Origin of the sequence: Nocardia kruczakiae NBRC 101016 (genome assembly GCF_001612965.1) — a bacterium.
GTDB lineage: Bacteria > Actinomycetota > Actinomycetes > Mycobacteriales > Mycobacteriaceae > Nocardia > Nocardia kruczakiae.
The window spans coordinates 73,511-99,758 of record NZ_BDBL01000002.1 but is presented as its reverse complement, the minus strand read 5'-3'; the positions used below and the strand labels follow the sequence as shown (position 1 = coordinate 99,758).

Here is a 26,248-nt window from a genome sequence, read left to right as displayed (position 1 = left end):
CCCGAAAACCGAACAGGTTCACATCTGCGAGCCGTTCACCTTGGTGGGCCGAGACCCCGCCGAAGCGAAGCGCAGGCCGGAAGTACTGAGGGAAATATCACGCGCGGGCCCCCTGGCAGGGGGCCCGGTCACTACCTATTCTCGACTCGTAACGTCCGGTACCCGCCATGCGGGACTGGAACGCCTTCCGAGAGGACAACGGTGACCTCCGATTTTTCGCGGCCCGACGAGGCCGATTCATCGCGCCCCGCCGCGTCCGCGGTATCGGGCTCGTCCGCTGTTTCCGGCTCCGATCCGGCGCCCGCTCGGCTGACGGTCGGCATCGTGTCGGCGGGCCGGGTGGGTTCGGCGCTGGGTGTCGCGCTGGAGCGCGCCGGGCATGTGGTGTTCGGGGTGTCCGCGATTTCCGATGCGTCGCGGCATCGGGCGCGGACGCGGTTGCCGGAGTCGCGGATCTTGCCGGTGGAGGAGATCGCGGCGCGCAGCGAACTGCTGATCCTGGCCGTGCCGGACAGTGAACTGCCCGGTCTGGTGGCCGGTTTGGCCGCCGCGCAGGTAGTCCGCCCGGGAACGATCGTCGCGCATACCTCGGGGGCGAACGGCGTGGCCGTGCTGTCCCCGCTGACCGGTGTCCGCCCGCTGGCGATCCATCCGGCGATGACCTTCACCGGCCACGACGAGGACACCGCCCGCTTGGCGAATGCCTGTTTCGGCATCACCGCGGCCGACGAGATCGGTTATGCGATCGCGCAGTCGCTGGTGATCGAGATGGGCGGCGAACCGGTGCGGGTGCCGGAGGAGAACCGGGCGCTCTATCACGCGGCTCTCGCGCACGGCAGTAATCATCTGGTCACTCTGATCGTCGATGCGGTGGCGGCGTTGCGGGCGGCGCTGGACGGTCCGGGTCTGCTGGGGCAGCAGGTGGTCGACGAGCAGCCCAACGGTTTGGCGGAGCGGATGCTGGCGCCGCTGGCGTCGGCGGCGCTGGACAACGCGCTGCGCCGTGGTCTGCCCGCCTTGACGGGTCCGGTGGCGCGTGGTGACGCCCTCGCGGTGTCGGCGCACCTGGAGGCACTGGCCGCGGCCGATCCGGAGCTGGCCGCGGGCTATCGCGCGATGTCGCTGCGGACGGCGCAACTGGCCCGCACGAGCCCGGATCTGATCGGTCTGCTGGAGGGACACTGATGTCGAATTCGCGAGCGAAGAAGCTGACCCCGCAGCAGTTGCGCACCCTGTATCGCCCGGGCGAGCTGACGGTGGTGCACGAGCCGGCCGGGCTCTCGGCGGTGACCTCCGCGTTGCGCGGGGTGGGTCGTACGGTCGCGCTGGTGCCGACGATGGGTGCCCTGCACGAGGGCCATCTGGAGTTGGTGCGCCGCGCCAAGCGCACGAATCAGGTTGTGGTGGTGTCGATTTTCGTCAATCCGCTGCAGTTCGGCGAGAACGAGGACTTCGACAAGTATCCGCGCACGCTCGACAGCGATGTGGCGCTGTTGCGCGAGGAGGGCGTGGCGCTGGTGTTCGCGCCGAGCGTGGCCCAGATGTATCCGGAGGGCCCGCGCACCTCGGTGCATCCGGGACCGCTCGGCGCCGAGTTGGAGGGCGCCAGCCGACCGACCCACTTCGCCGGAATGTTGACGGTGGTGGCGAAACTGCTGCAGATCGTCCGTCCGCACGAGGCGTTCTTCGGCGAGAAGGACTATCAGCAGCTGACTCTGATCCGGCAGATGGTCCGGGATCTGAACTTCGACGTCGAGATCGTCGCGGTGCCCACGGTGCGCGAATCCGACGGCCTGGCGCTGTCCTCGCGCAACCGCTATCTGGACGAGCAGCAGCGCGAATTGGCGATCACGCTGTCCGCCGCGCTGGCCGCGGGCCGGCATGCGGCAGGGCGGGGACCCGACGCGGTGGTGGCCGCGGCCCGTTCGGTGCTCGACGGCGCGACCGGTGTCGATGTCGACTACCTGGAGTTGCGCGGTTCGGATCTGGGACCCATTCCGAGCAGCGGGAACGCTCGTCTGCTGGTGGCCGCCCGCATCGGCGCCACCCGTTTGATCGACAACGTCCCCGTCACCGTCCCCGCCGCGGGCGGCGACAACGCTATCCCCGATTTCCAGCCTGCCCAGGCCGACGCATAGGAAAGGCGACCACGATGTTGCGCACCATGATGAAGTCGAAGATCCACCGCGCCACGGTGACCCACGCCGATCTGCACTATGTGGGCTCGGTGACCGTGGACCCGGATCTGATGGATGCCGCCGATCTGCTCGAGGGCGAGCAGGTCTGCATCGTCGATATCGACAACGGCGCTCGGCTGGAAACCTATGTGATCGCCGGTGAGCGCGGTTCGGGCGTGATCGGAATCAACGGCGCCGCAGCGCATCTGGTGAATCCGGGTGATCTCGTCATCCTGATCGCCTACGGCATGATGGACGAGGCCGAACTGCGCGAGTACCAGCCGCGGGTGGTGTTCGTCGACGACCGCAACCGTCCGGTCGAGCTGGGTTCGGACCCGGCGCACGCCCCGGAGGGTTCGGGGTTGACCTCGCCGCGCTCGCTGACCTTCGCCTGAGCCGCGGGCAGCGGGGCGAGGATGCTGCTGACGATCGACGTCCGCAACACCAGTATCGAGATCGGCCTGTTCTCGGGCAGCGGTGCGCATGCGGAACTGGTGCACACCTGGCGTGTGCACACCAATCCGTTGCTGACCGCCGACGAATTCGCCATGCAGGTACGGGGTTTGGTGGGCGAGCGGCTGGATCAGGTGGTCGGGGTCTCGGCCCTGTCGACGGTGCCGCCGGTGCTGCGGGAGTTGCGAACCATGTTGGGCCGCTACTGGTCGCACGTGCCGCACGTGCTGGTGGAACCCGGTGTGCGCACCGGAATTCCGCTGCTTGTCGACAATCCGAAAGAGGTCGGCGCCGACCGGATCGTGAATTGCCTTGCGGCATATCACCGTTTCGAATCGCCGGCGATCGTGGTCGATTTCGGCACCGCCATCTGTGTCGACCTGGTGTCGGCGAAGGGAGAGTTTCTCGGCGGGACGATCGCGCCCGGGGTGGAGATCTCCACCGAGGCGCTGGTGGCCCGCAGTGCGCTGCGGCGCGCGGAGCTGACCCGCCCGCGGTCGGTGGTGGGTAAGAACAGCATGGAATGCATGCAGTCCGGTGCGGTGTTCGGCTTCGCCGGGCTGGTCGACGGTTTGATCGATCGGATCCGCGACGAGCTCGACGCCTTCGCCGGTGACGACGTGTCGGTGGTGGCGACGGGTCCGACCGCACCGCTGATCGTCCCCGAATCCGAGACCATCGATCACCTCGAGCCGCATCTGACCCTGGACGGGCTGCGTCTGGTCTACGAGCGCAACCAGCAGCGCCGCCGCCCGTGACGGCGCTGCTGTGGGGTGGAACACACCGCTCTTGCACGCGCCGACCACCCTGCTAGACTTCGGCTCGTGACTTTCCGCGTGAGCACCCAGGAGTGTTGTCGAGGCTGATTCGCCTCGGCTGATTGTCGAGGCTACGTATCCGCCCTCGGCCATCCACTACTCCTGGAGCTTCGCTCATGCGTTCCTCTGTAATCACCTCTGCTGTTACCTCCGCCGCGAGCGGTGACGCCGCGCGTCGCCGGACGGGGCAGTTGCCGCCCGCTCGCCCGGCCAACCGGCTCGCCGCGGAGGTCACCGATCGCTCGGTCTCGTCCGCGTTGCCAACCCGGCTGCGTCCGGCGGATCTGCTGCGGCTGACCGACGAGGGTGCCGAGGACGTCCTGGCCGGCCGCTTCGATCATCTGCTGCCGTCGGCCGGCGTGTGGCCCACCGAAAACCGTTGGGCGGTACGCCTTCTCGCCGACGACGAGGTCGACGTCTGGTTGATCAGCTGGGTGCCGGACCGGTCGACGGAATTACACGACCATGCCGGCTCGCTCGGCGCGCTGACCGTACTGAGCGGCGCGCTCTCGGAATTCCGCTGGAACGGTAAGGAATTGCGGCAGCGCACCCTCGCCGCCGGCGATCAGGCCTCCTTCCCGCTCGGCTGGGTGCACGACGTGGTGCGTGCCCCGGACCACGTCGCGGGTGTGCCCGAACCGTCGAATCCGACGCTGTCGGTGCACGCGTATTCACCACCTCTGTCCGCCATGTCGTATTACGAAGTGACCGGTCACGGAACGCTGCGGCGCACCCGTACCGTGCTCACGGACCAGCCCGAAGGCGATGTGAAATGACGCACACGCATCTCACCATCAATGACATGCTGGAGGCAGCGCGTGCGCGATTGACGCGCATGTACGCGTTCGAATTGCCGGAGGCGATCGCGCGCGGCGCCCTGCTGGTCGATATTCGCCCGCAAGCCCAGCGCGTCAAGGAGGGCACCCTGCCGGGCGCGCTGGTGATCGAGCGCAACGTGCTGGAGTGGCGCCTGGACCCCACCAGCTCCGCGCGGCTCGCACTGGCCACCGATCACGACCGGGAATGGGTGATCGTCTGCTCGGAGGGCTATACGTCGAGTCTGGCGGCCGCGGCACTGCAGCAGTTGGGTCTGCACCGGGCCACCGATCTGGTCGGTGGCTATCAGGCGGTAAAGGCCGCGGGGCTGCTGTCGGTGGCCGCCGGCGCACCGCATCTGGCCGGTGAGATCAACGCACTCGTCTCGCTGTAATCGCCCGGGTGAGCGGGGGTCGGGCGCGCGCAAAACGATTTCCGGCGCACGATAGGGTGGTTCGCTGTGAGCACCCCGAACAGCCCTTCGTCCGGTGGCTCCGCGGGCCGGGTTCCTGCGGGGCAATCGCATCCTGCCGCAGCGGAAGTCGACGTTCCCGAGCAGATGCGGATCCGCCGGGAGAAGCGTGAGCGGCTGATCGACGCGGGCGTCGAGGCGTATCCGGTCGTGGTGCCGCGGACCCACAGCCTCGCCGAGATCCGCGCCGCCTATCCCGACCTCGAGCCCGACACCAGCACCGGAGTGCAGGCCGGTGTGGCCGGCCGCGTGATCTTCATGCGCAATACCGGCAAGCTGTGCTTCGCGACGCTGCAGGAGGGTGACGGCACCAAGCTCCAGGCGATGATCAGCCTGAACGGTGTCGGCGCCGACGCCCTGGCGGCGTGGAAGGCCGATGTCGATCTGGGTGATTTCGTCTTCGTGCACGGCGAGGTCATCTCCTCCCGTACCGGGGAACTGAGCGTGATGGCCGATTCCTGGTCGATGGCGGCCAAATCGCTGCGTCCGCTGCCGGTGGCGCACAAGGAGCTGAGCGAGGAGTCGCGGGTCCGGCAGCGCTATGTGGACCTCATCGTGCGGCCCGAGGCGCGGGAGAACGCCCGCACCCGGATCGCGGCGGTGCGCGCACTGCGAAATGCGTTGGAGCGCAGGGGTTTCCTCGAGGTCGAGACGCCGATGCTGCAGACCCTGCACGGGGGCGCGGCGGCGCGTCCGTTCGTCACCCATTCCAATGCGCTGGATATGGATCTGTATCTGCGTATCGCGCCGGAGTTGTTCCTGAAGCGCTGTGTGGTGGGCGGCATCGAGAAGGTCTTCGAGATCAACCGCAACTTCCGTAACGAGGGCGCCGACTCGACGCATTCGCCCGAGTTCGCGATGTTGGAAACTTATGAGGCCTACGGCACCTACGACGATTCCGCGCTGATGATGCGGGAATTGATCCAGGAAGTCGCGCAAGAGGTCTTCGGCACTCAGGTCGTCACGCTCGCCGACGGCACGGAATACGATCTGAGTGGTGAGTGGAACACCGTCGAGATGTATCCTTCGCTATCCGATTCGCTGGGGGTCGAGGTAACGCCGGAAACTACTGTTCCGGAATTGCTCGCACTGGCCGATCGGGTCGGCCTGGAAATTCCTCCGGACAAGGGTTACGGCCACGGCAAACTTGTCGAGGAACTGTGGGAACACAGCTATGGCGACAAGCTCTATGCCCCTACTTTCGTGCGTGACTTCCCGGTGGAGACGTCGCCGCTGACGCGGCAGCACCGCAGTAAGCCGGGCGTCACGGAGAAGTGGGATCTGTATGTCCGCGGATTCGAGTTGGCCACCGGCTATTCGGAACTCGTGGATCCGGTCGTGCAGCGGGAACGTTTCGTCGACCAGGCCAGACTGGCCGCCGCTGGTGACGACGAGGCCATGCGGCTGGACGAGGACTTCCTCGCCGCCATGGAACACGGTATGCCGCCGACAACGGGTACCGGTATGGGAATCGACCGCTTGCTGATGGCACTGACCGGACTCGGAATCCGGGAAACCATACTCTTCCCAATTGTGCGTCCGTCCGGTCGCTGAGTACCGGGTTTGAATGCCGATTCCCCGTCTTGGAAATTTCGTATCTAGAGGTATTCTCGACTCGGGCATCGGCCTGGTATCCGGGTCGCACGATTTCGAGAGGACGTTCATCTCATGGCAAAGAAGGTCACCGTTAGCTTGATCGACGATGTCGATGGTGAGTCCATTGCGGACGAGACCATCGAGTTCGCGATCGACGGTGTTTCGTACGAGATCGACCTGTCCGCGGCGAATGCGGCGAAGCTGCGCGACGGGCTGGACGTGTGGGTCGCCAATGCCCGTCGGGTGAGCGGTCGCCGGCGCAGCAAGCCGGTCGGTGCGACCACCGGTGCGCCGAAGGGCCGAGTTTCCATGGATCGCGAACAGAGTGCGGCAATTCGGGAATGGGCGCGGCGCAAGGGCCACAAGGTTTCCGCGCGTGGTCGCATCTCCGCCGATGTCGTGGAGAGCTACCACAAGGAAGTCGGCCGCAACAACTAGGGCGGTCGAAAAGACCCGGCTGCGTCTGTGCCGCTGCCGCCCGGAGGAATCGTGCGACGTCCGGGCGGCAGCGGCATTTCGATGCGGTGACGGCGTGGTGATCTTGCTCGCCGCCGCGTCGGCGCGGCACCATGGGGCCTATGCAGACCACGTCACTGGCGGTACGAGGGTGGGGGTAGCAACGCGGTGACGGACATTCACGAATCGTTTCTCCGGTTCATCGACGACACCGGCAACCGGCACGAACTGACGCTGACGCCGGATCATCAGCGCATCACCATCGGGCGTTCGCCGCAGGCGGATCTGTCGCTGGGCTGGGACGCCGAGGTGTCGCGACTGCATGCGGCCGTGGAATATCTGGGCGCGCACTGGACGATCGTCGACGACGGACTGTCGCGCAACGGCACCTTCGTCAACGGGGAGCGACTGGCCGGCCGCCGCCGGCTCGAGGCCGGCGATCGCATCCGGGTCGGCACCTCGACGCTGTCGTTCCACGATTACACCGGCACGGTCGACGATGCGACCCGGACCTCGGTCGGCTCGGTCCCGAGTCCGCGATCGCTCACCGATACCCAGCGCGCGGTACTGATCGCGCTGTGCCGCCCGTATCGCGGCAACACCGAATTCGCCACGCCCGCATCCAATCAGCAGATCGCCGACGAGTTGTACCTGAGCGTGGATGCGATCAAAACCCATCTGCGCGCGCTGTTTTCGAAGTTCGGCGTGGAGGACCTGCCGCAGAATCAGAAGCGGGTGCGGCTGGCGGCGCTGGCCATCCAGAACGGCATCATCTCGCACCGCGACCTCTGATACGCGGCCGCCGGATGTGACCGGCGATTCCGGTTACCCGTCGGTATCGATCCGAATGGTCCCTTTTCCCGCTAGCGTGTTGAAACACGTTCTAGTTTTTTTGGGAGGGGATCCCGATGCCGTCTCATATCGCGCATCTGCCGCGCCGGGCGCTCGGAGCCGCGCTCGTCCTGGCGATCTCGAGCATTCTGTGGGTGACCGCCGCCGCCGCGGCCCACGCCGAATATCCGGTGGACTACAACTTCTTCTCCGGCATTCCCTACGAGCTGCGAAATCCGGGTGGATCTCTGCCCGGCGCCGACGATTGGTCGTGCCGGCCCAGCGACGCCCATCCCGAACCCGTCGTGCTGGTGCACGGCACCGGCGGCGGGGCGCAGACGAACTGGGGCGTGTACGCGCCGCTGCTGGCCAACGAGGGATATTGCGTCTATTCGCTGACCTACGGCGCCTACGATCTGCCGTGGCCGCTCTCGGCGATCGGCGGGATGCGGCCGATCGAGGACAGTTCGGCGCAGCTCGCGGAGTTCGTGGACCGGGTGCTTGCGGCGACCGGCGCCGAGAAGGTCGATCTGATCGCGCATTCGCAGGGCAATCTGGTGGGCAACTACTTCGTGAAGCGACTGGGCGGTGCCGAGAAGGTCGACAAGTTCGTGGCGATCGCGGCGCCGTGGCTGGGCACCTTCGGCCCGGTGATCGACCCGGCTCGCGATATCGCGCGACGCCTGGGGGCGGGGCCGGCCTTCGACGCCGCCCTGGGGGCGAGCCCCTGTGCCGCCTGTGCGCAGATGACGGGTAGCACGGATTTCATCCGTTCCCTGAATGCCGACGGCGTCTACGACCCGGACGTCACCTACACCAATATCGAGACCCGCTACGACGAGCTGGTGGTGCCGTACACCGTCGCCCTGGTGCCCGGCCCGAACACGACGAACGTCGTGGTCCAGGACGGCTGCGCGGCGGACTACTCGGAGCACGCGGGCATCGCGGGCAGCGACCGGGCGGCGGCGTTCGCGCTCAACGCCCTGGATCCGGACGATCCGCGGCCGGTGCCCTGCCACTTCATCCCGCCGATCACCGGATAGTTCCGTGCCCGGGGCCGCGAACCCCGCCGTCGCGAAGCGGACGCGGAAAATTCAGCTGTGGGCGTAGTTGCTGGGGAAACGATCCGGGTCGGAGTCGCGTTAGAACGGTATGACTCGCGTTGTCGCCAGTTCGCAATAGGGTGGACGGACGACGGCCGTGACCCCCGCCAACTACAGTAGAGGCGGGGGATGCAACCCCAGGGCTTCATGGCAGGCTGGCGCCACAGGTGTGAAGCACGAAGCACAACAGCAGCGCCGGATGCCGTGGATAGCGGAGCAGGAAGTGAGGGAGCGATGTTCGAGAGGTTCACCGACCGCGCGCGGCGGGTCGTTGTCCTGGCCCAAGAAGAGGCTCGGATGCTCAACCACAACTACATCGGCACCGAGCACATCCTGCTGGGCCTGATCCACGAGGGTGAGGGTGTCGCGGCGAAGTCCCTGGAGTCGCTGGGAATTTCGCTCGAGGGTGTGCGCAGCCAGGTGGAGGAGATCATCGGGCAGGGCCAGCAGGCGCCGTCCGGTCACATCCCCTTCACCCCCCGGGCCAAGAAGGTGCTGGAGCTGAGCCTGCGCGAAGCGCTGCAGCTCGGCCACAACTACATCGGCACCGAGCACATTCTGCTCGGCCTGATTCGTGAGGGCGAAGGCGTCGCGGCCCAGGTGCTGGTGAAGCTGGGCGCCGACCTCAACCGGGTGCGGCAGCAGGTCATCCAGCTGCTGTCCGGCTACCAGGGCGGTAAGGAGGCGGTGGAGTCCGGCGCTCGTGGCGAGTCCGGGACGCCGTCCACCTCACTGGTCCTCGACCAGTTCGGGCGCAACCTGACCCAGGCCGCACTCGAAGGCAAACTCGACCCCGTCATCGGCCGCTCGAAGGAGATCGAGCGCGTCATGCAGGTGCTGAGCCGCCGCACCAAGAACAACCCGGTCCTGATCGGTGAGCCCGGCGTCGGTAAGACCGCCGTCGTCGAGGGACTCGCCCAGGCCATCGTCAACGGCGAGGTGCCGGAGACGCTGAAGGACAAGCAGCTCTACACCCTCGACCTGGGTTCCCTGGTCGCGGGCAGCCGCTACCGCGGTGATTTCGAGGAGCGCCTGAAGAAGGTGCTCAAGGAGATCAACACCCGCGGCGACATCATCCTGTTCATCGACGAGCTGCACACGCTCGTGGGTGCGGGTGCCGCCGAGGGCGCCATCGACGCGGCCTCGATCCTGAAGCCGAAGCTGGCCCGCGGTGAGCTGCAGACCATCGGTGCCACCACCCTCGACGAGTACCGCAAGTACATCGAGAAGGACGCCGCCCTGGAGCGCCGGTTCCAGCCGGTCCAGGTGGGCGAGCCGACGGTCGAGCACACCATCAACATCCTCAAGGGTCTGCGCGACCGCTACGAGGCGCACCACCGGGTGTCCATCACCGACGGCGCGCTGGTTGCCGCGGCCACGCTGGCCGACCGGTACATCAACGACCGGTTCCTGCCGGACAAGGCGATCGACCTGATCGACGAGGCCGGTGCGCGGATGCGCATCCGCCGGATGACCGCTCCGCCGGACCTGCGCGAATTCGACGACAAGATCGCCGATGCGCGCCGGGAGAAGGAAAGCGCCATCGACGCGCAGGACTTCGAGAAGGCCGCGCGGTTGCGCGACAAGGAGAAGCAGCTCGTCGCCAAGCGCGCCGAGCGGGAGAAGCAGTGGCGTTCCGGTGATCTGGACGTCGTGGCCGAGGTCGACGACGAGCAGATCGCGGAGGTGCTGGCCAACTGGACCGGTATCCCGGTGTTCAAGCTCACCGAGGAGGAGACCACCCGTCTGCTCCGCATGGAGGACGAGCTGCACAAGCGGATCATCGGCCAGGAAGACGCCGTGAAGGCGGTTTCCAAGGCCATCCGCCGTACTCGCGCCGGCCTGAAGGATCCGAAGCGCCCGTCCGGTTCGTTCATCTTCGCCGGTCCGTCCGGTGTCGGTAAGACCGAGCTGTCCAAGGCGCTGGCGAACTTCCTGTTCGGCGACGACGACGCGCTCATCCAGATCGACATGGGCGAGTTCCACGACCGCTTCACCGCCTCGCGGCTGTTCGGTGCCCCTCCGGGCTACGTCGGCTACGAGGAGGGCGGCCAGCTCACCGAGAAGGTGCGGCGCAAGCCGTTCTCGGTCGTGCTGTTCGACGAGATCGAGAAGGCCCACCAGGAGATCTACAACACCCTGTTGCAGGTGCTGGAGGACGGTCGCCTCACCGACGGCCAGGGCCGGACCGTGGACTTCAAGAACACGGTGCTGATCTTCACCTCGAACCTCGGCACCTCCGACATCTCGAAGGCCGTGGGTCTGGGCTTCGCCCAGTCCAACAACGAGGGCTCGAACTACGAGCGGATGAAGCTCAAGGTCAACGACGAGCTGAAGAAGCACTTCCGTCCGGAGTTCCTCAACCGTATCGACGACGTCATCGTCTTCCACCAGCTCACCAACGAGCAGATCGTGGAGATGGTGGATCTGATGATCAACCGCGTCGCGACCCAGCTGCGGAACAAGGACATGGAGATCGAGCTCACCGAGAAGGCCAAGAGCCTGCTCGCCAAGCGCGGATTCGACCCGGTGCTGGGCGCCCGCCCGCTGCGCCGGACGATCCAGCGCGAGATCGAGGATCAGCTCTCGGAGAAGATCCTGTTCGGCGAGATCGGCCCCGGCCAGATCGTCGAGGTCGACGTCGAGAACTGGGACGGCGAGGGTGCCGGCGAGGACGCCAAGTTCACCTTCGCGGGTAAGGCCAAGCCCGCGAAGGCGGAGGCCGAACCGGTCGCGGCGCTGGCCGGCGCCGGTGAGCCCACTCCCGAGGCCTCGGGCGAGTAAGTAGTCCGCACAGATCGGTGGATGCCGGTCATCCCGCACCGCGGGGTGACCGGCATCGTCGTATGCGCACAGCAGTCGCACGCGCACAAAATGAGTGGCGCCCGCGCGGGCGAATGTTCCATTCTGGCGATGTTCGCGATTGGAAAGAGGGCTGTGTGCTGACCGATGCCGAGGTGGAGGGTTTCGTCGCCGAGGGGTTCGTCCGAGTGGAGGGTGCGTTCTCCGAATCCACCGCGGCCGAGGCGCGGGAATCCTGTGGCGCGCAACCGGATGCGATCCGGCGGATTCCGGAACGTGGACCCGGCCGGTGGTCCGGCTGCCCGGATTCGCCGACCCGCCGTTCGCCCGGGCCGCACGCAGTCCGCTGCTGGCACAGGCGTGTGATCGGCTGGTCGGTGCTGGCCGCTGGGTACCGTTCCAGGGGCTGGGCACCTTCCCGATTCGGTTCCCCAGCGAGCAGTCGCCGGGCGACGACGGATGGCATATCGACGCGAGTTTCCCGGGCGAGGATCCGGAGGACTATCTGCGGTGGCGCATCAACGTGCGGTCGCAGGGCCGGGGTCTGCTGATGCTGTTCCTGTTCTCCGACGTCGGCCCCGACGATGCGCCGACGCGGATCCGGGTGGGCTCGCATCTGCGGATCGCGAAGGTGCTGGAACCGTACGGTGCGGCCGGGGTCGCGATGTCGGACCTGGTCGAGGACTTCGCCGCCACCGAGGGTCTTCCGGAAGTGACGGCGACCGGCCGGGCCGGTGATGTGTATCTGTGTCACCCGTTCCTGGTGCACGCCGCCCAGGCGCATCGCGGCCGGAACCCGAAATTCATGGCCCAGCCGCCGCTGCAGCTGCGCGAACCGTGCGTGCTGGACCGGCCCGACGGTGCGTATTCACCGGTGGAGCAGGCGATTCGGCGAGGACTCGAGCTCGGCGCCACCCGCTGACTACGCGCGGGGACGTACCCGGGATGTGTTCTCCGGGCGGATGATTCGCGCTGCCGGGAGGCAGAGGGTGGGAGTCATGGATATCGGATTGCATCTGACGAACGTCGCGCTGGACACCCCCTCGGAACGCATCGGATCGCGTCTGGCCGAGGTGGTCCGCACGGCGGAGGAGAGCGGATTCTCGGTCGTCGCGGTGGGTGATCATCTCTGGCAGAGCCCTTGGCTGGGGCATGTAGAACAGAATGTGCTGGAGGCGTATTCGACGCTGTCGTTCATCGCGGCGCACACCTCACGAGTGGAGCTGACCGCGGTGGTGTCGGGGGTGCACTATCGGCATCCGGCCATGCTCGGAAAGCTGGTCACCACGCTGGATGTGCTGTCCGGCGGCCGGGCCTGGCTGGGGATCGGGACGGGCACCTCCACCGGCGATGTGGAGGGCTACGGCCTGCCCTTTCCGCCGTTGCGCGACCGCTACGACATGCTGGAGGAGACGCTGCGGATCTGCCGTGCCATGTGGACCGGCGAGCGGGGTGGCGCGGAACCCGTACCCGGCAAGCACTTTCACGTCGAGCGCCCGCTGAATGCTCCGCAGGTGGTGCGGAATCCGCTGTCGGGCGGGCATCGCCCGCATCCGCCGGTGCTGATCGGCGGGGACGGTGAGCGGCGCACATTGCCGCTGGTGGCGCGGTACGCGGATGTGGCGAGCCTGCGACCGGGGCCGGAGCTGGCGAGCAAGATCGAACTGCTGGACCGGCTGTGCGTGGAGATCGGCCGCGATCCGCGTGAGATCCGCAAGAGCTGTGTCTTCGCCTTCGACCTCGGACCCGGCGGGGACGGCGTCGGTCAGGTGCTGGGGCAGCTGAAGCGGATGGCCGATCTGGGGATCGACCTGGTGATCGGACGGGTGGCCGGCGTCGACGAGCTGACGCCCCTGGAGGTGCTCGGGCGCGAGGTGATCCCGGTGGCCGCGGAATTCGGTCGCTGACCCCGAGTCGCCGCGACCGCGGCCGGGTCACTGCCAGCCGGGGCGGACCAGACCGGATTCGTAGGCCATCACCACGAGTTGCGTCCGGTCCCGGGCGCCGAGTTTCACCAGGATTCGACTCACGTGGGTGCGGGCGGTGGCGGGGCTCATGAAGAGACGCCGGCCGATTTCGGCGTTGGTGAGCCCTTCGGCGACCAGCGCCATCACCTCGCGCTCACGGTCGGTGAGTTCGGACAGGGCCGCGGTGGGTGCGGGTTTGGCGTGGGTGGCGAATTCGGCGACCAGGCGGCGGGTGACGCTGGGCGAAAGCAGCGCGTCCCCCTCGGCGACCACCCGCACCGCCCGCACCAGATCCGCGGGTTCGGTGTGTTTGACAAGGAAACCCGTGGCGCCCGACCGCATGGCCTCGAAGACGTACTCGTCGAGTTCGAAGGTGGTGAGGACCACCACTCTCACACCGGTGAGATCGGGATCGGCGGCGATCTCCCGGGTCGCGGCGAGGCCGTCGAGCACCGGCATCCGGATATCCATCAGAACCACATCCGGGCGCAGTTCCCGGGTCAGCCGCAGCGCGTGCTCACCGTTGTCGGCCTCGCCCACGACCGCGATCCCGTCCTGAGCGTCCAGCAGCGCGGCGAATCCGGCGCGTACGAGGGCTTGGTCGTCGGCGACCAGGACGCGAATGTCGTTCACGAAACCTCCTGTAGCTCAGGGTATTCGGAGCCGCTCACCAAGGTTCGGGTGGTTCGACCGGAGGGGCGGGCGCGGCGGGCTCGCCGGCCGCGGTCACCGGGATCGGTAGTCGAGCGTCCACCCGGAACCCACCGTCGGCGCGCGGCGTCGCGGACACCGCCCCGCCCAGTGCGTGCGCGCGTTCGACCATGCCGGGAATCCCGTTCCCGCCACCGGTTGTGGACGACTGTGGAGAATTCGGCGGTCGCTCGTTGTCCACAGTGATGCACAGCTCGCTCGGTGAATAATCCACAACCACCGTCGTTTCCGCGCCGGGCGCGTGTCGCAGCACATTGGTCAGCGCTTCCTGCACGATGCGGGCGGCGGCCACGCCGACCACCACCGGCAGCCGGCGCGGTGTACCCGAAATCCGGGTGTGGACTACCGCCCCGGCGGCACGGGTCGGAGCCAGCAATGATTCCAGATCGCCGATGCCGGCCGCCGGACCGGTCGGCGCCGCAACGGTTTCCGCGCCGGCGCGGATCGAGCGCAGCAGACTGTGCACCTCACCGATCGCATCGCGGCTGACCTCTTTGATCGCCGACAGCGCGGTCGCGGCCTGTTCGGGTTTGCGGTCGAGCAGTTCCAGCGCCACCGACGACTGCACATTGATCAGCGACAGGCTGTGCGCGAGCACATCGTGCAGTTCGCGCGCGATGGCCAGCCGCTCCTGGGCCGCACGCTGTTCGCGTTCGGCGAGTTCGCGGGCGCGTTCGGCCTCCCGGTTGCGCCGCGCCGCCTCGGCGCGCTGACGCCGTGCTATCAGCGCCGAACGCCGCTGCCGGATCCCCTCGGCGATCGCGATCAGCACCACCAGCCAGGCCAGGATCCCGGCGACCGGCCAGCCCCCGGGGCCGTGGCCGCGCAGGGCGGGCACCGGCCACACCATCAGCAGATATCCCAGCGGCACCAGCGGATAGGTGTACCAGCGGGAGCCGCGCGAGGCCGCGGTCAGAAAGGCGATGACCAGCGATACGAAGACCGGTCCGTAGCCGTAGCCGACCAGCAGATAGGCGACGGTGACCGCGAGTACGCCCACGAACACGGCCCGGGGGTATATCGCGCGCAGCGCCAACAGCAGCGGGCCGGCCACCAGCAACGCGTATCCCAGCGCATCCAGTGGTCGCACGCCGGACTGATGCGCATTCGCCGCATGTCCGGCGCCCAATTGGACAGCGGCCACGACGACGCTCAGCATCACATCCCGGGCGCCGGGCCGCCTACTCGACTGCACAGTTCGAACGGTAACCCCGCCGCGCCGCGCAGCGAGCCCCCGCGCCGTGAAATACGTCCAGATACGTACGCCGAGGCGGGCACCGTGACGGATGTGTCGCCGCAGGTCGAAGCGGATGGTCGAGATATGAACAGATCGAATGCGGATCCGGGTGGCGCCCTTCCCGGCACGTCCGTACAGGCTCGGTCGACCGCAGCCGAGGTCGTGGTCACCGACGCGCTCACCAAGAAGTACGGCGACCATACGGCCGTGGACGCGGTGTCCATGACGGTGCGGCGCGGCGAGATCTACGGATTCCTCGGTCCCAACGGCGCCGGTAAGACGACGACGCTGCGGATGCTCGTCGGGCTGATCGCACCGACCTCCGGTACCGCGACGGTACTCGGCCGCAATCCCGGCGAACCGGAGTCGTTGCGGCGCATCGGCGTTCTGATCGAAGGGCCCGGCTTCTATCCGTACCTGTCCGGCCGCGATAACCTGCGGGTGCCGGCCCGCTACCACCGGACCGAGCGCACCGCCGGTACCCGGCGTCGCGACCGATTCGCCGAGGTGGACGAGATCCTGGCGCGGGTAGGTCTCGCCGACCGGGCCGACGACCGCTTCCGCACCTATTCGCTCGGCATGAAACAGCGCCTCGGCGTCGGCGCGGCCCTGCTCGGCAGCCCCGATCTGCTCATCCTCGACGAGCCGACCAACGGGCTGGATCCGGCCGGCATGGCCGAAATGCGAGAACTGGTCACCGGTTTGGCCGCCGACGGGCACACCGTCGTGCTCTCCTCGCATCTGCTCGGCGAGGTGCAGGAAATCTGCGATCGGGTCGGTGTGATCTCCGGCGGGAGGCTGCTCACCGAATCGACGGTGGGCGAACTGCGCGGCGCGGCAACGCTTCTGGTGCGCGCCGAGCCGCTGGAGACGGCCTATCCAGCGGTGCGCCGGGTGGTGGGTGAACATCGTGCGAAGCTGTCCGCCGCTGGCATCAGAGTCGATGCCGGTAGGGCAATGGCGCCCGAGGTGGCGCGCGCGGTGATCGCATCCGGCGCGGATCTGCTGGAGCTGCGCACGGACGAGAAGTCCCTGGAGGAAGTGTTCTTCGAGATGACGAAACAGGAGCACCCATGAACGACGTACTGGCCTGCACCCGAGCCGAATTCGCGCGGCTGCGGAAGTGGCCCGCGTTCTGGATCGTGCTCGGTACCTGGATCGCGCTGAATCTCGTCTTCGCCTATCTGTTCAACTATCTGGCCTACACCTCGGGCAGCAGTTCCCGGATGTCGAACGGGCAACCGCGCGAGGTGCTGTTGCAACTGATGCTGCCCGCGGCCGTGCCGGAGGTGTTCACCCAGGGCATGGCGATGTTCGGCGGTGCGCTCATGCTGGTACTCGGGGCGCTGGTGGTGGGCAGCGGATACGGCTGGGGCAGTTGGAAAACCGTCTTCACACAAGGGCCTTCGCGCCGCGCGGTGGTCGGCGGCACCGTGCTGGCCCTGACGAGTGTGGTGGTGGGCTTGGTCGGTGCGGCGTTCGTGGTCGACACCGGTGTGGCCGCGGTGATCGGGGTCGCCGAGCACCAGACGCCGACGCTGCCGACGGCCGCGCACACCCTGCTCGGCCTCGCGACCGGCGTGGTGATCCTCGGTATGTGGACGCTGGCCGGCGCGCTGATCGCGGCGATCGCGCGCGGTCCGGCGCTGGCGGTCGGGCTGGGACTGGTGTGGGTGCTGGTGGTGGAGAATCTGCTGCGCGGCGTTGCCTCGATCTTCTCGCCGATCCGGGCGATCACCGACCATCTGCCGGGAACCGCGGCGGGTTCGGCGGCCGGGGCCATGCGCAGTGTGGGCGGCGCCGCGACGCCGGGCGTCCTGGATATCCTGTCGCGACCGGCGTCGTTTCTCGTCCTGACGGCGTATATCGCGGTATTCGCCTGCGGCACAGTGGTATTGATGGTGCGTCGCGATATGACGTGACCATCCGCGCGGCCTCGCGCGGCAATCGTGCCGGACAACGGTGAGTCGAGCGCGCTCGGCGAGTAGGTTCGAGCGCGACGGCTCATTCTCACTCGACGAAAGGACAGCGATGCCTACACGTAGCGCGCGTACCGCATGGACCGGTGGCTTGCAGGACGGATCCGGACAGGTCGACCTGGCCAGTTCCGGCGTCGGCAAATTCGACGTCTCGTTCCCGAAGCGGACCGCCGATACCGCCGAGGGCACCACCAGCCCCGAGGAACTGATCGCGGCCGCGCATTCGTCCTGCTACGCGATGGCACTGTCCGGTCAGATCGGCGCCGCAGGCGGCACCATCGAAAGCCTGGACGTGAATGCCGACGTGACTCTCGGCCCGGATCCCGCGGGCGGCTTCCGCATCTCGAAGATCGCGCTGACCGTGCGCGGCCGGGTCTCGGGTATCGACGCGAGCGGCTTCGAGCAGGCCGCCCAGACCGCCAAGGCCGGTTGCCCGGTCAGCAAGGCCCTCGCCGGCGTCGAGACCATCGAACTCGACGCCGCACTCGAAAGCTGAGCCGGCGCTCGCCGACGTAATCGCGGGCGTCGGCTGCCACGAGGCAGTCCACCCGGTGGTCGGGCCGACCACCGGGTGCGACGACCACTACTGGGCCGGTTTGCCCGCGACGTCGAGGACGACCTCGAATTCCAGCAGGGAGGCGCCCGTGGCGACCGGTTGGCGGGCCTGTCCGGCGTGCGCCTCCTTGGCCGGGCCGTCCCGCCACGCGGCGAACGATTCCTCCGAATCCCACTGCGTCACAACGAAATACCGGTTGTCACCGGCCACCGGGCGGAGCAACTGGAAGCCCAGGAAGCCGGGCGAGTTCTCCACCGCGTGCGCGCGATGCGCGAAGCGCTTCTCGAGTTCGGGTCCGGCTCCCTCGGGAACCTCGATCGCATTGATCTTCACAACAGCCATGAGCCCAGGCTAATCCCCTGGCTCACCACGTATCGTCGGTGCCGATGTTGTACGACGAGGGCGGCACCGGGGTGCCGATTCTGCTGCTGCACGGATTGATGGGCAGCGCGCGGACCTGGGCCGGCCAGGTGCCGTGGCTGCGCGAATTCGGTCATGTCCACTCCTTCGACGCCGCCGGACACGGTCGCCCGGCGCCGCCGGAGCTCACCACGGAGGCGTTCGTCGCCGACCTGGCGGCCGCGACCGCCGCGATATCGGAGCCGATGGTGGTGATCGGGCATTCGATGGGCGGACTGCACGGATGGATGTTCGCGGCCGCGTATCCCGAGCGGGTGCGGGCGCTCGTGGTCGAGGATATGGCGCCCGATTTCCGGGGACGCACCGCGCGGCACTGGGCGGAGATGATCGAGGCCTGGCCGCAGCCGTTTCCCGATGCCGACGCGGTACTCGACTATTTCGGCCCGGTCGCCGGGCGCTACTTCCTCCACTCGTTCACGCCCGCGCCGGACGGCTACCGGTTGCACGGTTCGGTCGCGACCTTCCGCGACATCTCCGAGGAGTGGGGCACGCGCGATTTCTGGGCCGAATGGGCCGCGGTGCGCGTGCCGACACTGCTGATCGAGGGCGAATACACGATCACGCCGCCGGGGCAGATGCGGGAGATGGCGGCGACGCGGCCGAATGTGCGCCATGTGGTCGTCGGCGCCGCCGGACATCTCGTCCACGATGATCAACCCGCTGTCTATCGCGCCGAAGTCGAACGGTTTCTGCACGAAAACTTGGGTTGATCGGATCACGTGCGGGCGGAAGCGGGCCCGAACAGCGGCCTTCGGGAGCTGCGGTCCGGCAGCTGCGGGCAATCGCCTTCAGTCTCGGGACGGAGGCGTCGTATGCTCCTCTGAGGCCCCGACATAAAGGTGAATCATGATTAACTTCTCGATCCCGGCCGACCTCGCCGCCGAACGTGACCGCATCCGCCGGTTCGTCATCGACAAGATCGTTCCGTTCGAGCGCGACCCCCGCCTGACCGCGCACGGACCCAACGACGAGCTGCGGCAGGAATTGGTCGAACTGGCGCGGGCGGAGAAGCTGCTCACCATCCAGGCGCCCGAGGCGCTCGGCGGTCGCGGGCTCACCCACGTCGAACAGGCCGTGCTGTACGAGGCGGCCGGATGGTCCACCCTGGGCCCGGTCGCGATGAACTGCGCCGCGCCCGACGAGGGCAATATGTTCCTGCTGTCCAAGGTCGCGAACCCGGAGCAGGTGGAGCGCTACCTGATGCCGGTGATCGACGGCCACCGGCGATCGGTCTTCGCGATGACCGAACCCGGGGGCGCCGGATCGGATCCGGCCCAGCTCGCCACCACCGCCACCTTCGACGGCGAGAACTTCACGATCAACGGCCGCAAATGGCTGATCACCGGCGCCGACGGGGCGAAGACCTGGATCGTCATGGCCAAACTCGAGGACAACGACCACCTCCCCGCGGGCCCGACCCTGTTCCTCACCGAGGGGGACACGCCGGGCATCGTCATCGAGCGAACCATGAACACGATGGACCGCAACTACGTCGGCGGCCACGGCGTCGTGCGCTTCGAGAATCTGGTCCTGCCCAAGGAGGCGTTGCTGGGGGAGAGCGGCCAGGCCCTGCGCTACGCCCAGCTGCGACTGGCCCCCGCCCGCCTCACCCACTGCATGCGCTGGCTCGGCGCCGCCGAACGCGCCCAGAGCATCGCCGTCGAACACGCCAAGACCCGCACCGCCTTCGGCAAGCCGATCGGCGAACACGAGGGTGTGTCGTTCATGCTGGCCGACAACGAGATCGCCCTGCACCAGTGCCGCCTGACCATCTGGCACGCCTGCTGGCTGATGGATCAGGGCCACAAGGCCCGCCACGAGAGCTCGATGGCGAAATCCTATGTGTCCGAGGAACTGTTCAAGGTCGCCGACCGCTGCGTCCAGGTCCTCGGCGGCATCGGCATCAGCGACGAAACCGTGGTCGAGATGATCTTCCGCGACATGCGCGCCTTCCGCCTCTACGACGGCCCCACCGAAGTCCACAAGTACGCAATCGGCCGCCAAATCCTGCGCGGATAGAAGTCCCGTGCGCCCTGCCTTCCCTCAGGGCGCACGTCTACGAGCCGTGCACCCTGGTGGGTCTCGGCCCAGGGGGCCGAGACCCCGCCGAAGCGAAGCGAAGGCCAATAACACAGCAAGTAAGGTGGGGCGGGAAAGATCACCCAAACCTAGGATTGTGTCGCATGAGTTCGGAACTGCAGGTCGATGTGTCCGCCGGTGTCGCCGTACTCACGCTCAATCGTCCCGCGCAGCAGAACGCCATGACGCCCACGATGGCGACGGAGCTCGGGACCGCGCTGCGGCGATGCGATACCGAGGACGCGATTCGCGCGGTGGTGATCACCGGGACCCCGCCCGCGTTCTGTGCGGGCGCCGATCTGTCCGCCCGCGTCGGTGACGTGCGCGGCACGATCGATCCGCCGCCGTGGCAGATCCGCAAGCCGGTGATCGCGGCCGTGAACGGGCATGCCGTGGGGATCGGGCTGTCGCTGGCACTGCAGTGCGATCTGCGATACATGGCGACCGACGCCGTATACGGGCTGAACCAGGTGCGTCGCGGCGCGATGGCCGACGGTTACGCGCACTGGACACTGCCGCGTCTGGCGGGGATGGCCAACGCTGCCGACATCATGCTCACCGGCCGCACGTTCGACGGTGAGGAAGCGCGCCAGATGGGCGTGGCCAACAGCAGTCTGCCGGCCGGCGAGGTGTTGCCGACCGCCCTGGCCGTGGCCCACGACCTGGCGGCCGGTTCGGCGCCGCTGCCGACGGCACTGACCAAGCGGCTGCTCTGGGAGGGCCTCGGGATGAGCCCCGAGGCGGTCGGCCGGCTGGAATCCGAACTGCACGGCTTCGTCGGCAAGAGCGTGGACGCGGCCGAGGGGATGGCGGCGTTCCGCGACCGCCGCCAGCCGCAGTGGAAGGGCAGTATCAGCGCCGAATGGCCCGCGGGCGAGTTGTCGTCGCCGGGTGAACGTCCGGGGCTCGACGGCACCGCCGAGGAACCGGCCTGACGGACCGTCAGCGCCCGCCGATGAGCATCATCAGAAAGACGCACGCGTACAGCACCATCAGTACGGTGCCGACGATGCCGACCACATAGCCGACCACCACCTGTGAGCGGCCGCCGATGGTGCCGCCGGACATCTCGATCTGGTCGAGCGCCCGTTTGCCCATCACCCACGCCACCGGACCCAGTGCGCCGCAACACAACAGGCTCAGCACACCCAGGATCAGCACCGTCGTCGCATGGGGGTGTTCGACCGGGTTGCCGGTCGGCGGCTCAGGCAGCGATCCCCAGTAGTCGGGTTGATTCATGGCCACCGTGCGAGTTTACGGCGTGCCCATCCGAAAAGCTTGGTAGACGGTCATCTTGGGAGTTTCCGGCCCTGCTCAGCGGCGCTGCCGCGCGATGTCCGAGAGCACGACGCCCGCCGCCACCGAGGCGTTGAGCGACTCCACCGGCCCGGCCATCGGGATGCTGATGATGGTGTCGCAGGTTTCGCGGACCAGACGCGACAGGCCCTTACCTTCCGAGCCGACGACCACGACGGTCGGTGTGGTGCCGTCGAAGTCGTCGAGGACGGTGTCGCCGCCGGCGTCGAGGCCGACCACCTGCAGACCGGCCTTGGCCCAATCCTTCAGTGTGCGAGTCAGATTGGTCGCGCGCGCCACCGGCAGCCGGGCCGCGGCGCCGGCGCTGGTGCGCCAGGCGACCGCCGTGACACTCGCGCTGCGGCGCTGCGGAATCACCACGCCGTGGCCACCGAACGCGGCGACGGAACGGATCACCGCGCCCAGGTTGCGGGGATCGGAGATGTTGTCCAGCGCCACCAGCAGCGGCGCGGTCCCGGACGTGCGCGCACTGTCCAGCAGATCCTCCGGATGGGCGTAGCGGTACGGCGGCACCTGCAGGGCCATGCCCTGGTGTAAACCGTTGGCGCTCATCCGATCCAGATCGGTGCGCGACACCTCCAGGATCGAGATTCCGGCGTCGGCGGCGCGCTGCACGGATTCGGACAGGCGGTCGTCGTTCTCGGTGCCCAGCGCGACGTACAACGCGGTGGCCGGAACCTCCGCGCGCAGACACTCCACCACCGGGTTGCGGCCCAGCACCAACTCCGGCCCGTCGTCGCCCTTGCGGGTGCCGGGCCGGGCGCGGTTCTGCCCCTGCGACGCCTTGGCCGCTTTCGCCGCCACCGCAGCGCGTTTCGCGGCGGGGTGGTTCTTGCGCATGGTGGCGGGCGGGGTGGCGCCGCGGCCCTCGAGACCGCGGCGGCGCTTACCGCCGCTGCCGACGACGGCGCCCTTTTTGGTGCCGCCCTTGCGGATCGCACCTCGTCGCTGCGAATTTCCTGCCATCAGTATGCCTTTCGTGTCGGTCGCGACACCCGCACCCGATCAGCAGGCTTCGCCGGTTGAATCATTTGGCCAGCGACCAATCCGAGCCGCCGGCAGTGTCGACGACTTCGATGCCGGCCGCGCCGAGCCGATCGCGCACGGCGTCGGCGGTGGCCCAGTCCTTTTCGCTGCGGGCCCGCTGGCGGCGGTCGAGTTCGGCGCGCACCAGGATGTCGAGTGCGGATTCGGCCGCCGAGGTGTCCTTCGGGCCGGCCCAGTGCGGATCCAGCGGATCGACGCCCAGGATCCCGAGCATCGCCCGCACCTGTCCGGCGGCCTCGCGTGCCGATTCGCCCGCGCCCGCTTCGAGCGCCCGATTGCCCTCGTGCACCACGCGATGAATCTCGGCCAGTGCCTTCGGGATCGCGAGATTGTCGTCGAGCGCCTCGGCGAAGGCGTCGGTCCATTTCCCGACCGCGACCTCACCGACCCGCTCGACGGTGCGCTGTACGAATGCCTCGAGTCGCTGATAGGTCTGCGCGGCATCGCGCAGCGCCTGCTCGGAATATTCGAGCATCGACGCGTAATGCGCACTGCCCAAATAGAACCGCAATTCCACGGGGCGCACCTGGGTGAGAATATTCGGCACCGAGAGCGTGTTGCCGAGCGATTTCGACATCTTCTCGCCGCCGAGCGTCACCCACCCGTTGTGCAGCCAATACTGTGCGAATCCGTCTCCGGCGGCACGGGATTGGGCGATTTCGTTCTCGTGGTGCGGGAAAACCAGATCCATACCACCGCAGTGGATATCGAATTCGGGGCCGAGGTAGAACTCGGCCATCGCCGAGCATTCCAGATGCCAACCCGGGCGCCCGGGTCCCCACGGCGACGGCCAGGTCGGCTCGCCCGGTTTGGCGGCCTTCCACAGCGTGAAATCGCGCGGATCGCGTTTACCCTCGCCGGCGCTCTCGCCCTGCTGCACATCCTCGAGTTTGTGCCCGGAGAGCGCACCGTATTCCGGGTAACTGCGCACATCGAAATACACGTTGCCGCTCGACGCGTAGGCGTGCCCGCGGTCGATGAGCCGCTGCATCATCTCGACCATCTGGGTGATGTGCCCGGTGGCCCGCGGTTCCACCGACGGCGGCAGCACCCCGAGCGCCTCGTAGGCGCGGTCGAAGGCACGCTCGTGGGTCGCGGCCCATTCCCACCACGGGCGGCCCGCGGCGGCGGCCTTGGTGAGGATCTTGTCTTCGATATCGGTGACATTTCGCACGAAGGCCACGTCGTAGCCGTTCGCGGTGAGCCAGCGGCGCAGCACGTCGAAGGCGACGCCGCTGCGGACGTGCCCGATATGAGGTTCGCCCTGCACGGTGGCGCCACACAGGTACACCGACGCACGTCCAGGGACCAGCGGGGTGAAATCCCGCAGGGTCCGCGTCGCGGTGTCGAACAGGCGCAGAGTCACGACCAGCCATCCTAAGGCTTGTTGAACAACGGTATGGGTGGGCCCCTCCTATGGTCCACGGTCCATCGAATGCGATGGCACCGCGGGTCCGGAAAGGATTCGCCGGGGCAGGTTTCCGGAGCGAGTTTCGAGCCGAGCGGTGCGGCCGAAGGCGCGAGTGCGAATACGGCGGTCGGCGCCGAGTTCGCTGCGGTCGATCGACGCGAGCGGTAAATCCGCGATGGATCGCCGGCTGCGGTTATGCGGTACTACATCGCCCGTCGTGCACGAGTAATGCGGTCGCCACCGCGGCGATGCCCTCACCGCGCCCGGTGAGTCCCAGACCGTCGGAAGTCGTACCGGATACCGAAACCGGTGCGTCGAGCAATTCACCGAGTATTTTTTGCGCTTCGGCGCGTCGCGGCCCGATCTTGGGGCGATTACCGATGATCTGTACCGCCGCGTTGAGGATCCGATATCCGGATTCGGTGAGCAATCGCCGTACCTCGGTCAGCATCGCGGCGCCGGATACGCCTTCCCATTCGGGCCGTCCGGTGCCGAAGACCGCGCCCACGTCGCCCAGGCAGGCGGCCGAGAGCAGCGCATCGCACAGAGCGTGGGCGGCCACATCGCCGTCGGAATGTCCGGAGCAGCCGTCGTCGCCCTCGAACAGCAGTCCGGCCATCCAGCAGGGCCGGCCGCGTTCGATGGGATGCACATCGCTGCCGATGCCGGTGCGCAGCGCGGTGAGATCGGTCATCCGGTCACCGCCGCTCCGGTTGTCGCGGGAAGCGTTGCGTCTGCTACCAGCGCGTTCGCGAGTTTCAGATCGAGAGGGCCGGTGATCTTGAAGGCCAGCGGATCGCCCGGGATCACCGAGACGGTCGCGCCCGTGGCCTCCACGAGGCCCGCGTCGTCGGTGGCGGGCAGGTCGAGCGCGTACGCCTCGCGCAGCAGCGCGGCATCGAAGCCCTGGGGAGTTTGAATGGCCCGCAGTCCCGAACGGTCGGGCGTGCCGGTGACGTCGCCGGCCGCATCGACGGCCTTGATGGTGTCGGCCACAGGAATGCCGGGAACGACGGCGCGGTGACCGGCGTCCAGCGCGTCCACGACCCGTGCGATCAGCGACGGCGGCGTGAGGGCGCGGGCCGCGTCGTGTACGAGAACATGGGTGGCTTCCGGTGCGGCGGCCAGGCCGGCACGCACGGAGTCGGTGCGTTCCACGCCGCCGGCCACCACGTCGACCGGTATCGAGCTGGCCGCGTGGGCACGGGCGGCGAGCAGTTCCCGGGCCGCATCGATCATCTCGATGGGCGCCATGATCACGATGCGGTCGACGACCCCGGACGCGATCAGACCGTCTACTGCGTGTACGAGCATGGGACTGCCGCCGACCGGGACGAATGCCTTGGGTGTCGATTCACCCAGGCGAACGCCCCGACCGGCGGCAGGAACCAATGCCACAACGCGGCGGGAGTTGAGCGTCAAGGCGATGCGGTCAGGAGGCCGCGGCGAGAACCTCGTCGAGCAGGGTCTCGGCCTTGACGTCGTCGGTGCCCTCGGCGAGCGCGAGCTCACCGACCAGGATCTGCCGGGCCTTGGCCAGCATCCGCTTCTCGCCGGCGGACAGGCCGCGGTCCTGCTCCCGACGCCACAGGTCACGGACGACCTCGGCCACCTTGTTCACATCGCCGGAGGCGAGCTTCTCGAGGTTGGCCTTGTACCGCCGAGACCAGTTCGTCGGCTCCTCCGTGTGCGGAGCGCGTAGCACCTGGAAGACTCGGTCGAGACCTTCCTGGCCGACGACGTCGCGGACGCCGACGTACTCCGCGTTCTCTGCGGGAACCCGAACGGTGAGATCGCCTTGGGCGACCTTCAGGACCAGATACTCTTTCTGAACACCCTTGATGGTGCGAGTCTCGATTGCTTCGATCAACGCCGCTCCGTGGTGGGGGTAAACGACGGTGTCTCCGACCTTAAAAATCATGTGTCCCGTGCCCCTTTCGATGTTCACAGTTTAACATGCGACTCGATAACGCCGCGATCAACGGCGCAGGTCAGGGGCC

The 26,248-nt window shown here is 67.7% G+C and carries 28 protein-coding genes; 19 read left to right on the top strand and 9 right to left on the bottom strand.

The window, feature by feature from the left end; translation table 11 throughout:
* Positions 1-201 precede the first annotated feature (201 nt).
* The 13 genes from NK1_RS01860 to NK1_RS01800 all read left to right on the top strand — a co-directional run bounded on the left by NK1_RS01860 (position 202) and on the right by NK1_RS01800 (position 13,431).
* Positions 202-1,185 carry a Rossmann-like and DUF2520 domain-containing protein gene (locus NK1_RS01860; RefSeq protein ID WP_084460506.1) on the top strand — a complete coding sequence of 328 codons (984 nt, stop codon included), beginning with the start codon at positions 202-204 and terminating at the stop codon, positions 1,183-1,185.
* Positions 1,185-2,138, top strand: a complete 954-nt coding sequence (panC, locus tag NK1_RS01855; protein ID WP_063006865.1) for a pantoate--beta-alanine ligase — start codon at positions 1,185-1,187, stop codon at positions 2,136-2,138. Before NK1_RS01860 ends, panC begins: the two co-directional genes overlap by 1 nt.
* 14 nt (positions 2,139-2,152) lie before the next feature.
* The gene (gene panD, locus NK1_RS01850; RefSeq protein WP_030517343.1) at positions 2,153-2,572 is read left to right on the top strand and encodes an aspartate 1-decarboxylase; all 420 of its coding nucleotides are present in this window, start codon (positions 2,153-2,155) and stop codon (positions 2,570-2,572) included.
* Between the two features lie 21 nt (positions 2,573-2,593).
* Entirely contained in the window at positions 2,594-3,388 is a 795-nt protein-coding gene (locus tag NK1_RS01845) for a type III pantothenate kinase (RefSeq protein WP_063006864.1), read from the top strand.
* A gap of 176 nt (positions 3,389-3,564) precedes the next feature.
* A complete protein-coding gene (locus NK1_RS01840) occupies positions 3,565-4,224 on the top strand; it encodes a cupin domain-containing protein (RefSeq protein ID WP_084460505.1) in 660 nt (219 codons plus the stop codon).
* A complete protein-coding gene (locus NK1_RS01835; RefSeq protein ID WP_036497453.1) occupies positions 4,221-4,658 on the top strand; it encodes a rhodanese-like domain-containing protein in 438 nt (145 codons plus the stop codon). The genes NK1_RS01840 and NK1_RS01835 overlap by 4 nt, the downstream gene beginning before the upstream one ends.
* A gap of 165 nt (positions 4,659-4,823) precedes the next feature.
* On the top strand, positions 4,824-6,290 hold the full coding sequence (lysS, locus tag NK1_RS01830) for a lysine--tRNA ligase (protein WP_036497454.1): 1,467 nt from the start codon (positions 4,824-4,826) through the stop codon (positions 6,288-6,290).
* A gap of 114 nt (positions 6,291-6,404) precedes the next feature.
* Positions 6,405-6,770, top strand: coding sequence for a histone-like nucleoid-structuring protein Lsr2 (locus tag NK1_RS01825; protein WP_030517338.1), 366 nt, complete (start codon positions 6,405-6,407; stop codon positions 6,768-6,770).
* 186 nt (positions 6,771-6,956) lie between these two features.
* Complete coding sequence (locus NK1_RS01820) at positions 6,957-7,580, top strand: FHA domain-containing protein (protein WP_063006863.1); 624 nt, start codon at positions 6,957-6,959, stop codon at positions 7,578-7,580.
* Positions 7,581-7,696: 116 nt separating this feature from the next.
* The gene (locus NK1_RS01815) at positions 7,697-8,662 is read left to right on the top strand and encodes an esterase/lipase family protein (RefSeq protein WP_063006862.1); all 966 of its coding nucleotides are present in this window, start codon (positions 7,697-7,699) and stop codon (positions 8,660-8,662) included.
* Between the two features lie 294 nt (positions 8,663-8,956).
* Positions 8,957-11,506: an ATP-dependent Clp protease ATP-binding subunit gene (locus tag NK1_RS01810; RefSeq protein ID WP_063006861.1), complete on the top strand. Its 2,550-nt coding sequence runs from the start codon at positions 8,957-8,959 to the stop codon at positions 11,504-11,506.
* Between the two features lie 307 nt (positions 11,507-11,813).
* Entirely contained in the window at positions 11,814-12,446 is a 633-nt protein-coding gene (locus NK1_RS01805; protein ID WP_245660304.1) for a phytanoyl-CoA dioxygenase family protein, read from the top strand.
* A 76-nt stretch (positions 12,447-12,522) separates the two neighbouring features.
* A complete protein-coding gene (locus NK1_RS01800) occupies positions 12,523-13,431 on the top strand; it encodes an LLM class flavin-dependent oxidoreductase (RefSeq protein WP_063006860.1) in 909 nt (302 codons plus the stop codon).
* Between the two features lie 27 nt (positions 13,432-13,458).
* Here NK1_RS01800 and NK1_RS01795 read toward each other — a convergent pair whose 3' ends face one another.
* Positions 13,459-14,124 (bottom strand): response regulator transcription factor, encoded by a 666-nt coding sequence (locus tag NK1_RS01795; protein ID WP_063006859.1) that lies wholly within the window; start codon positions 14,122-14,124, stop codon positions 13,459-13,461.
* Between the two features lie 34 nt (positions 14,125-14,158).
* Positions 14,159-15,397, bottom strand: coding sequence for a sensor histidine kinase (locus NK1_RS01790; protein ID WP_245660303.1), 1,239 nt, complete (start codon positions 15,395-15,397; stop codon positions 14,159-14,161).
* 126 nt (positions 15,398-15,523) lie between these two features.
* Between NK1_RS01790 and NK1_RS01785 the strand changes: the two genes are divergently transcribed.
* The 3 genes from NK1_RS01785 (at position 15,524) to NK1_RS01775 (ending at position 17,914) form a co-directional block, all read left to right on the top strand.
* On the top strand, positions 15,524-16,516 hold the full coding sequence (locus NK1_RS01785) for an ABC transporter ATP-binding protein (RefSeq protein WP_084460503.1): 993 nt from the start codon (positions 15,524-15,526) through the stop codon (positions 16,514-16,516).
* The gene (locus tag NK1_RS01780; protein WP_063006858.1) at positions 16,513-17,361 is read left to right on the top strand and encodes an ABC transporter permease subunit; all 849 of its coding nucleotides are present in this window, start codon (positions 16,513-16,515) and stop codon (positions 17,359-17,361) included. Before NK1_RS01785 ends, NK1_RS01780 begins: the two co-directional genes overlap by 4 nt.
* Before the next feature lie 109 nt (positions 17,362-17,470).
* Positions 17,471-17,914, top strand: a complete 444-nt coding sequence (locus tag NK1_RS01775; protein ID WP_039775731.1) for an OsmC family peroxiredoxin — start codon at positions 17,471-17,473, stop codon at positions 17,912-17,914.
* Between the two features lie 87 nt (positions 17,915-18,001).
* Here NK1_RS01775 and mhuD read toward each other — a convergent pair whose 3' ends face one another.
* Positions 18,002-18,316 carry a mycobilin-forming heme oxygenase MhuD gene (gene mhuD / locus NK1_RS01770; protein ID WP_036497507.1) on the bottom strand — a complete coding sequence of 105 codons (315 nt, stop codon included), beginning with the start codon at positions 18,314-18,316 and terminating at the stop codon, positions 18,002-18,004.
* A 44-nt stretch (positions 18,317-18,360) separates the two neighbouring features.
* On the opposite strand from mhuD, the gene NK1_RS01765 reads away from it, so the two are divergent.
* The 3 genes from NK1_RS01765 (at position 18,361) to NK1_RS01755 (ending at position 21,408) form a co-directional block, all read left to right on the top strand.
* Complete coding sequence (locus tag NK1_RS01765; RefSeq protein ID WP_063007023.1) at positions 18,361-19,104, top strand: alpha/beta fold hydrolase; 744 nt, start codon at positions 18,361-18,363, stop codon at positions 19,102-19,104.
* A 136-nt stretch (positions 19,105-19,240) separates the two neighbouring features.
* Positions 19,241-20,413 carry an acyl-CoA dehydrogenase family protein gene (locus tag NK1_RS01760; protein ID WP_063006857.1) on the top strand — a complete coding sequence of 391 codons (1,173 nt, stop codon included), beginning with the start codon at positions 19,241-19,243 and terminating at the stop codon, positions 20,411-20,413.
* 164 nt (positions 20,414-20,577) lie between these two features.
* Complete coding sequence (locus NK1_RS01755) at positions 20,578-21,408, top strand: enoyl-CoA hydratase/isomerase family protein (protein WP_063006856.1); 831 nt, start codon at positions 20,578-20,580, stop codon at positions 21,406-21,408.
* A 7-nt stretch (positions 21,409-21,415) separates the two neighbouring features.
* Here NK1_RS01755 and NK1_RS01750 read toward each other — a convergent pair whose 3' ends face one another.
* From NK1_RS01750 to carD, 6 genes are all read right to left on the bottom strand, one after another.
* Complete coding sequence (locus NK1_RS01750) at positions 21,416-21,712, bottom strand: hypothetical protein (protein ID WP_036497501.1); 297 nt, start codon at positions 21,710-21,712, stop codon at positions 21,416-21,418.
* A 75-nt stretch (positions 21,713-21,787) separates the two neighbouring features.
* A complete protein-coding gene (rlmB, locus tag NK1_RS01745; protein WP_063006855.1) occupies positions 21,788-22,756 on the bottom strand; it encodes a 23S rRNA (guanosine(2251)-2'-O)-methyltransferase RlmB in 969 nt (322 codons plus the stop codon).
* Between the two features lie 61 nt (positions 22,757-22,817).
* Entirely contained in the window at positions 22,818-24,203 is a 1,386-nt protein-coding gene (gene cysS, locus NK1_RS01740) for a cysteine--tRNA ligase (protein WP_063006854.1), read from the bottom strand.
* 238 nt (positions 24,204-24,441) lie between these two features.
* Positions 24,442-24,924 carry a 2-C-methyl-D-erythritol 2,4-cyclodiphosphate synthase gene (gene ispF / locus NK1_RS01735; RefSeq protein WP_063007022.1) on the bottom strand — a complete coding sequence of 161 codons (483 nt, stop codon included), beginning with the start codon at positions 24,922-24,924 and terminating at the stop codon, positions 24,442-24,444.
* Positions 24,925-24,938: 14 nt separating this feature from the next.
* Complete coding sequence (ispD, locus tag NK1_RS01730) at positions 24,939-25,670, bottom strand: 2-C-methyl-D-erythritol 4-phosphate cytidylyltransferase (protein ID WP_084460502.1); 732 nt, start codon at positions 25,668-25,670, stop codon at positions 24,939-24,941.
* Between the two features lie 10 nt (positions 25,671-25,680).
* Positions 25,681-26,169 carry an RNA polymerase-binding transcription factor CarD gene (carD, locus tag NK1_RS01725; RefSeq protein WP_019931623.1) on the bottom strand — a complete coding sequence of 163 codons (489 nt, stop codon included), beginning with the start codon at positions 26,167-26,169 and terminating at the stop codon, positions 25,681-25,683.
* Positions 26,170-26,248 lie beyond the last annotated feature (79 nt).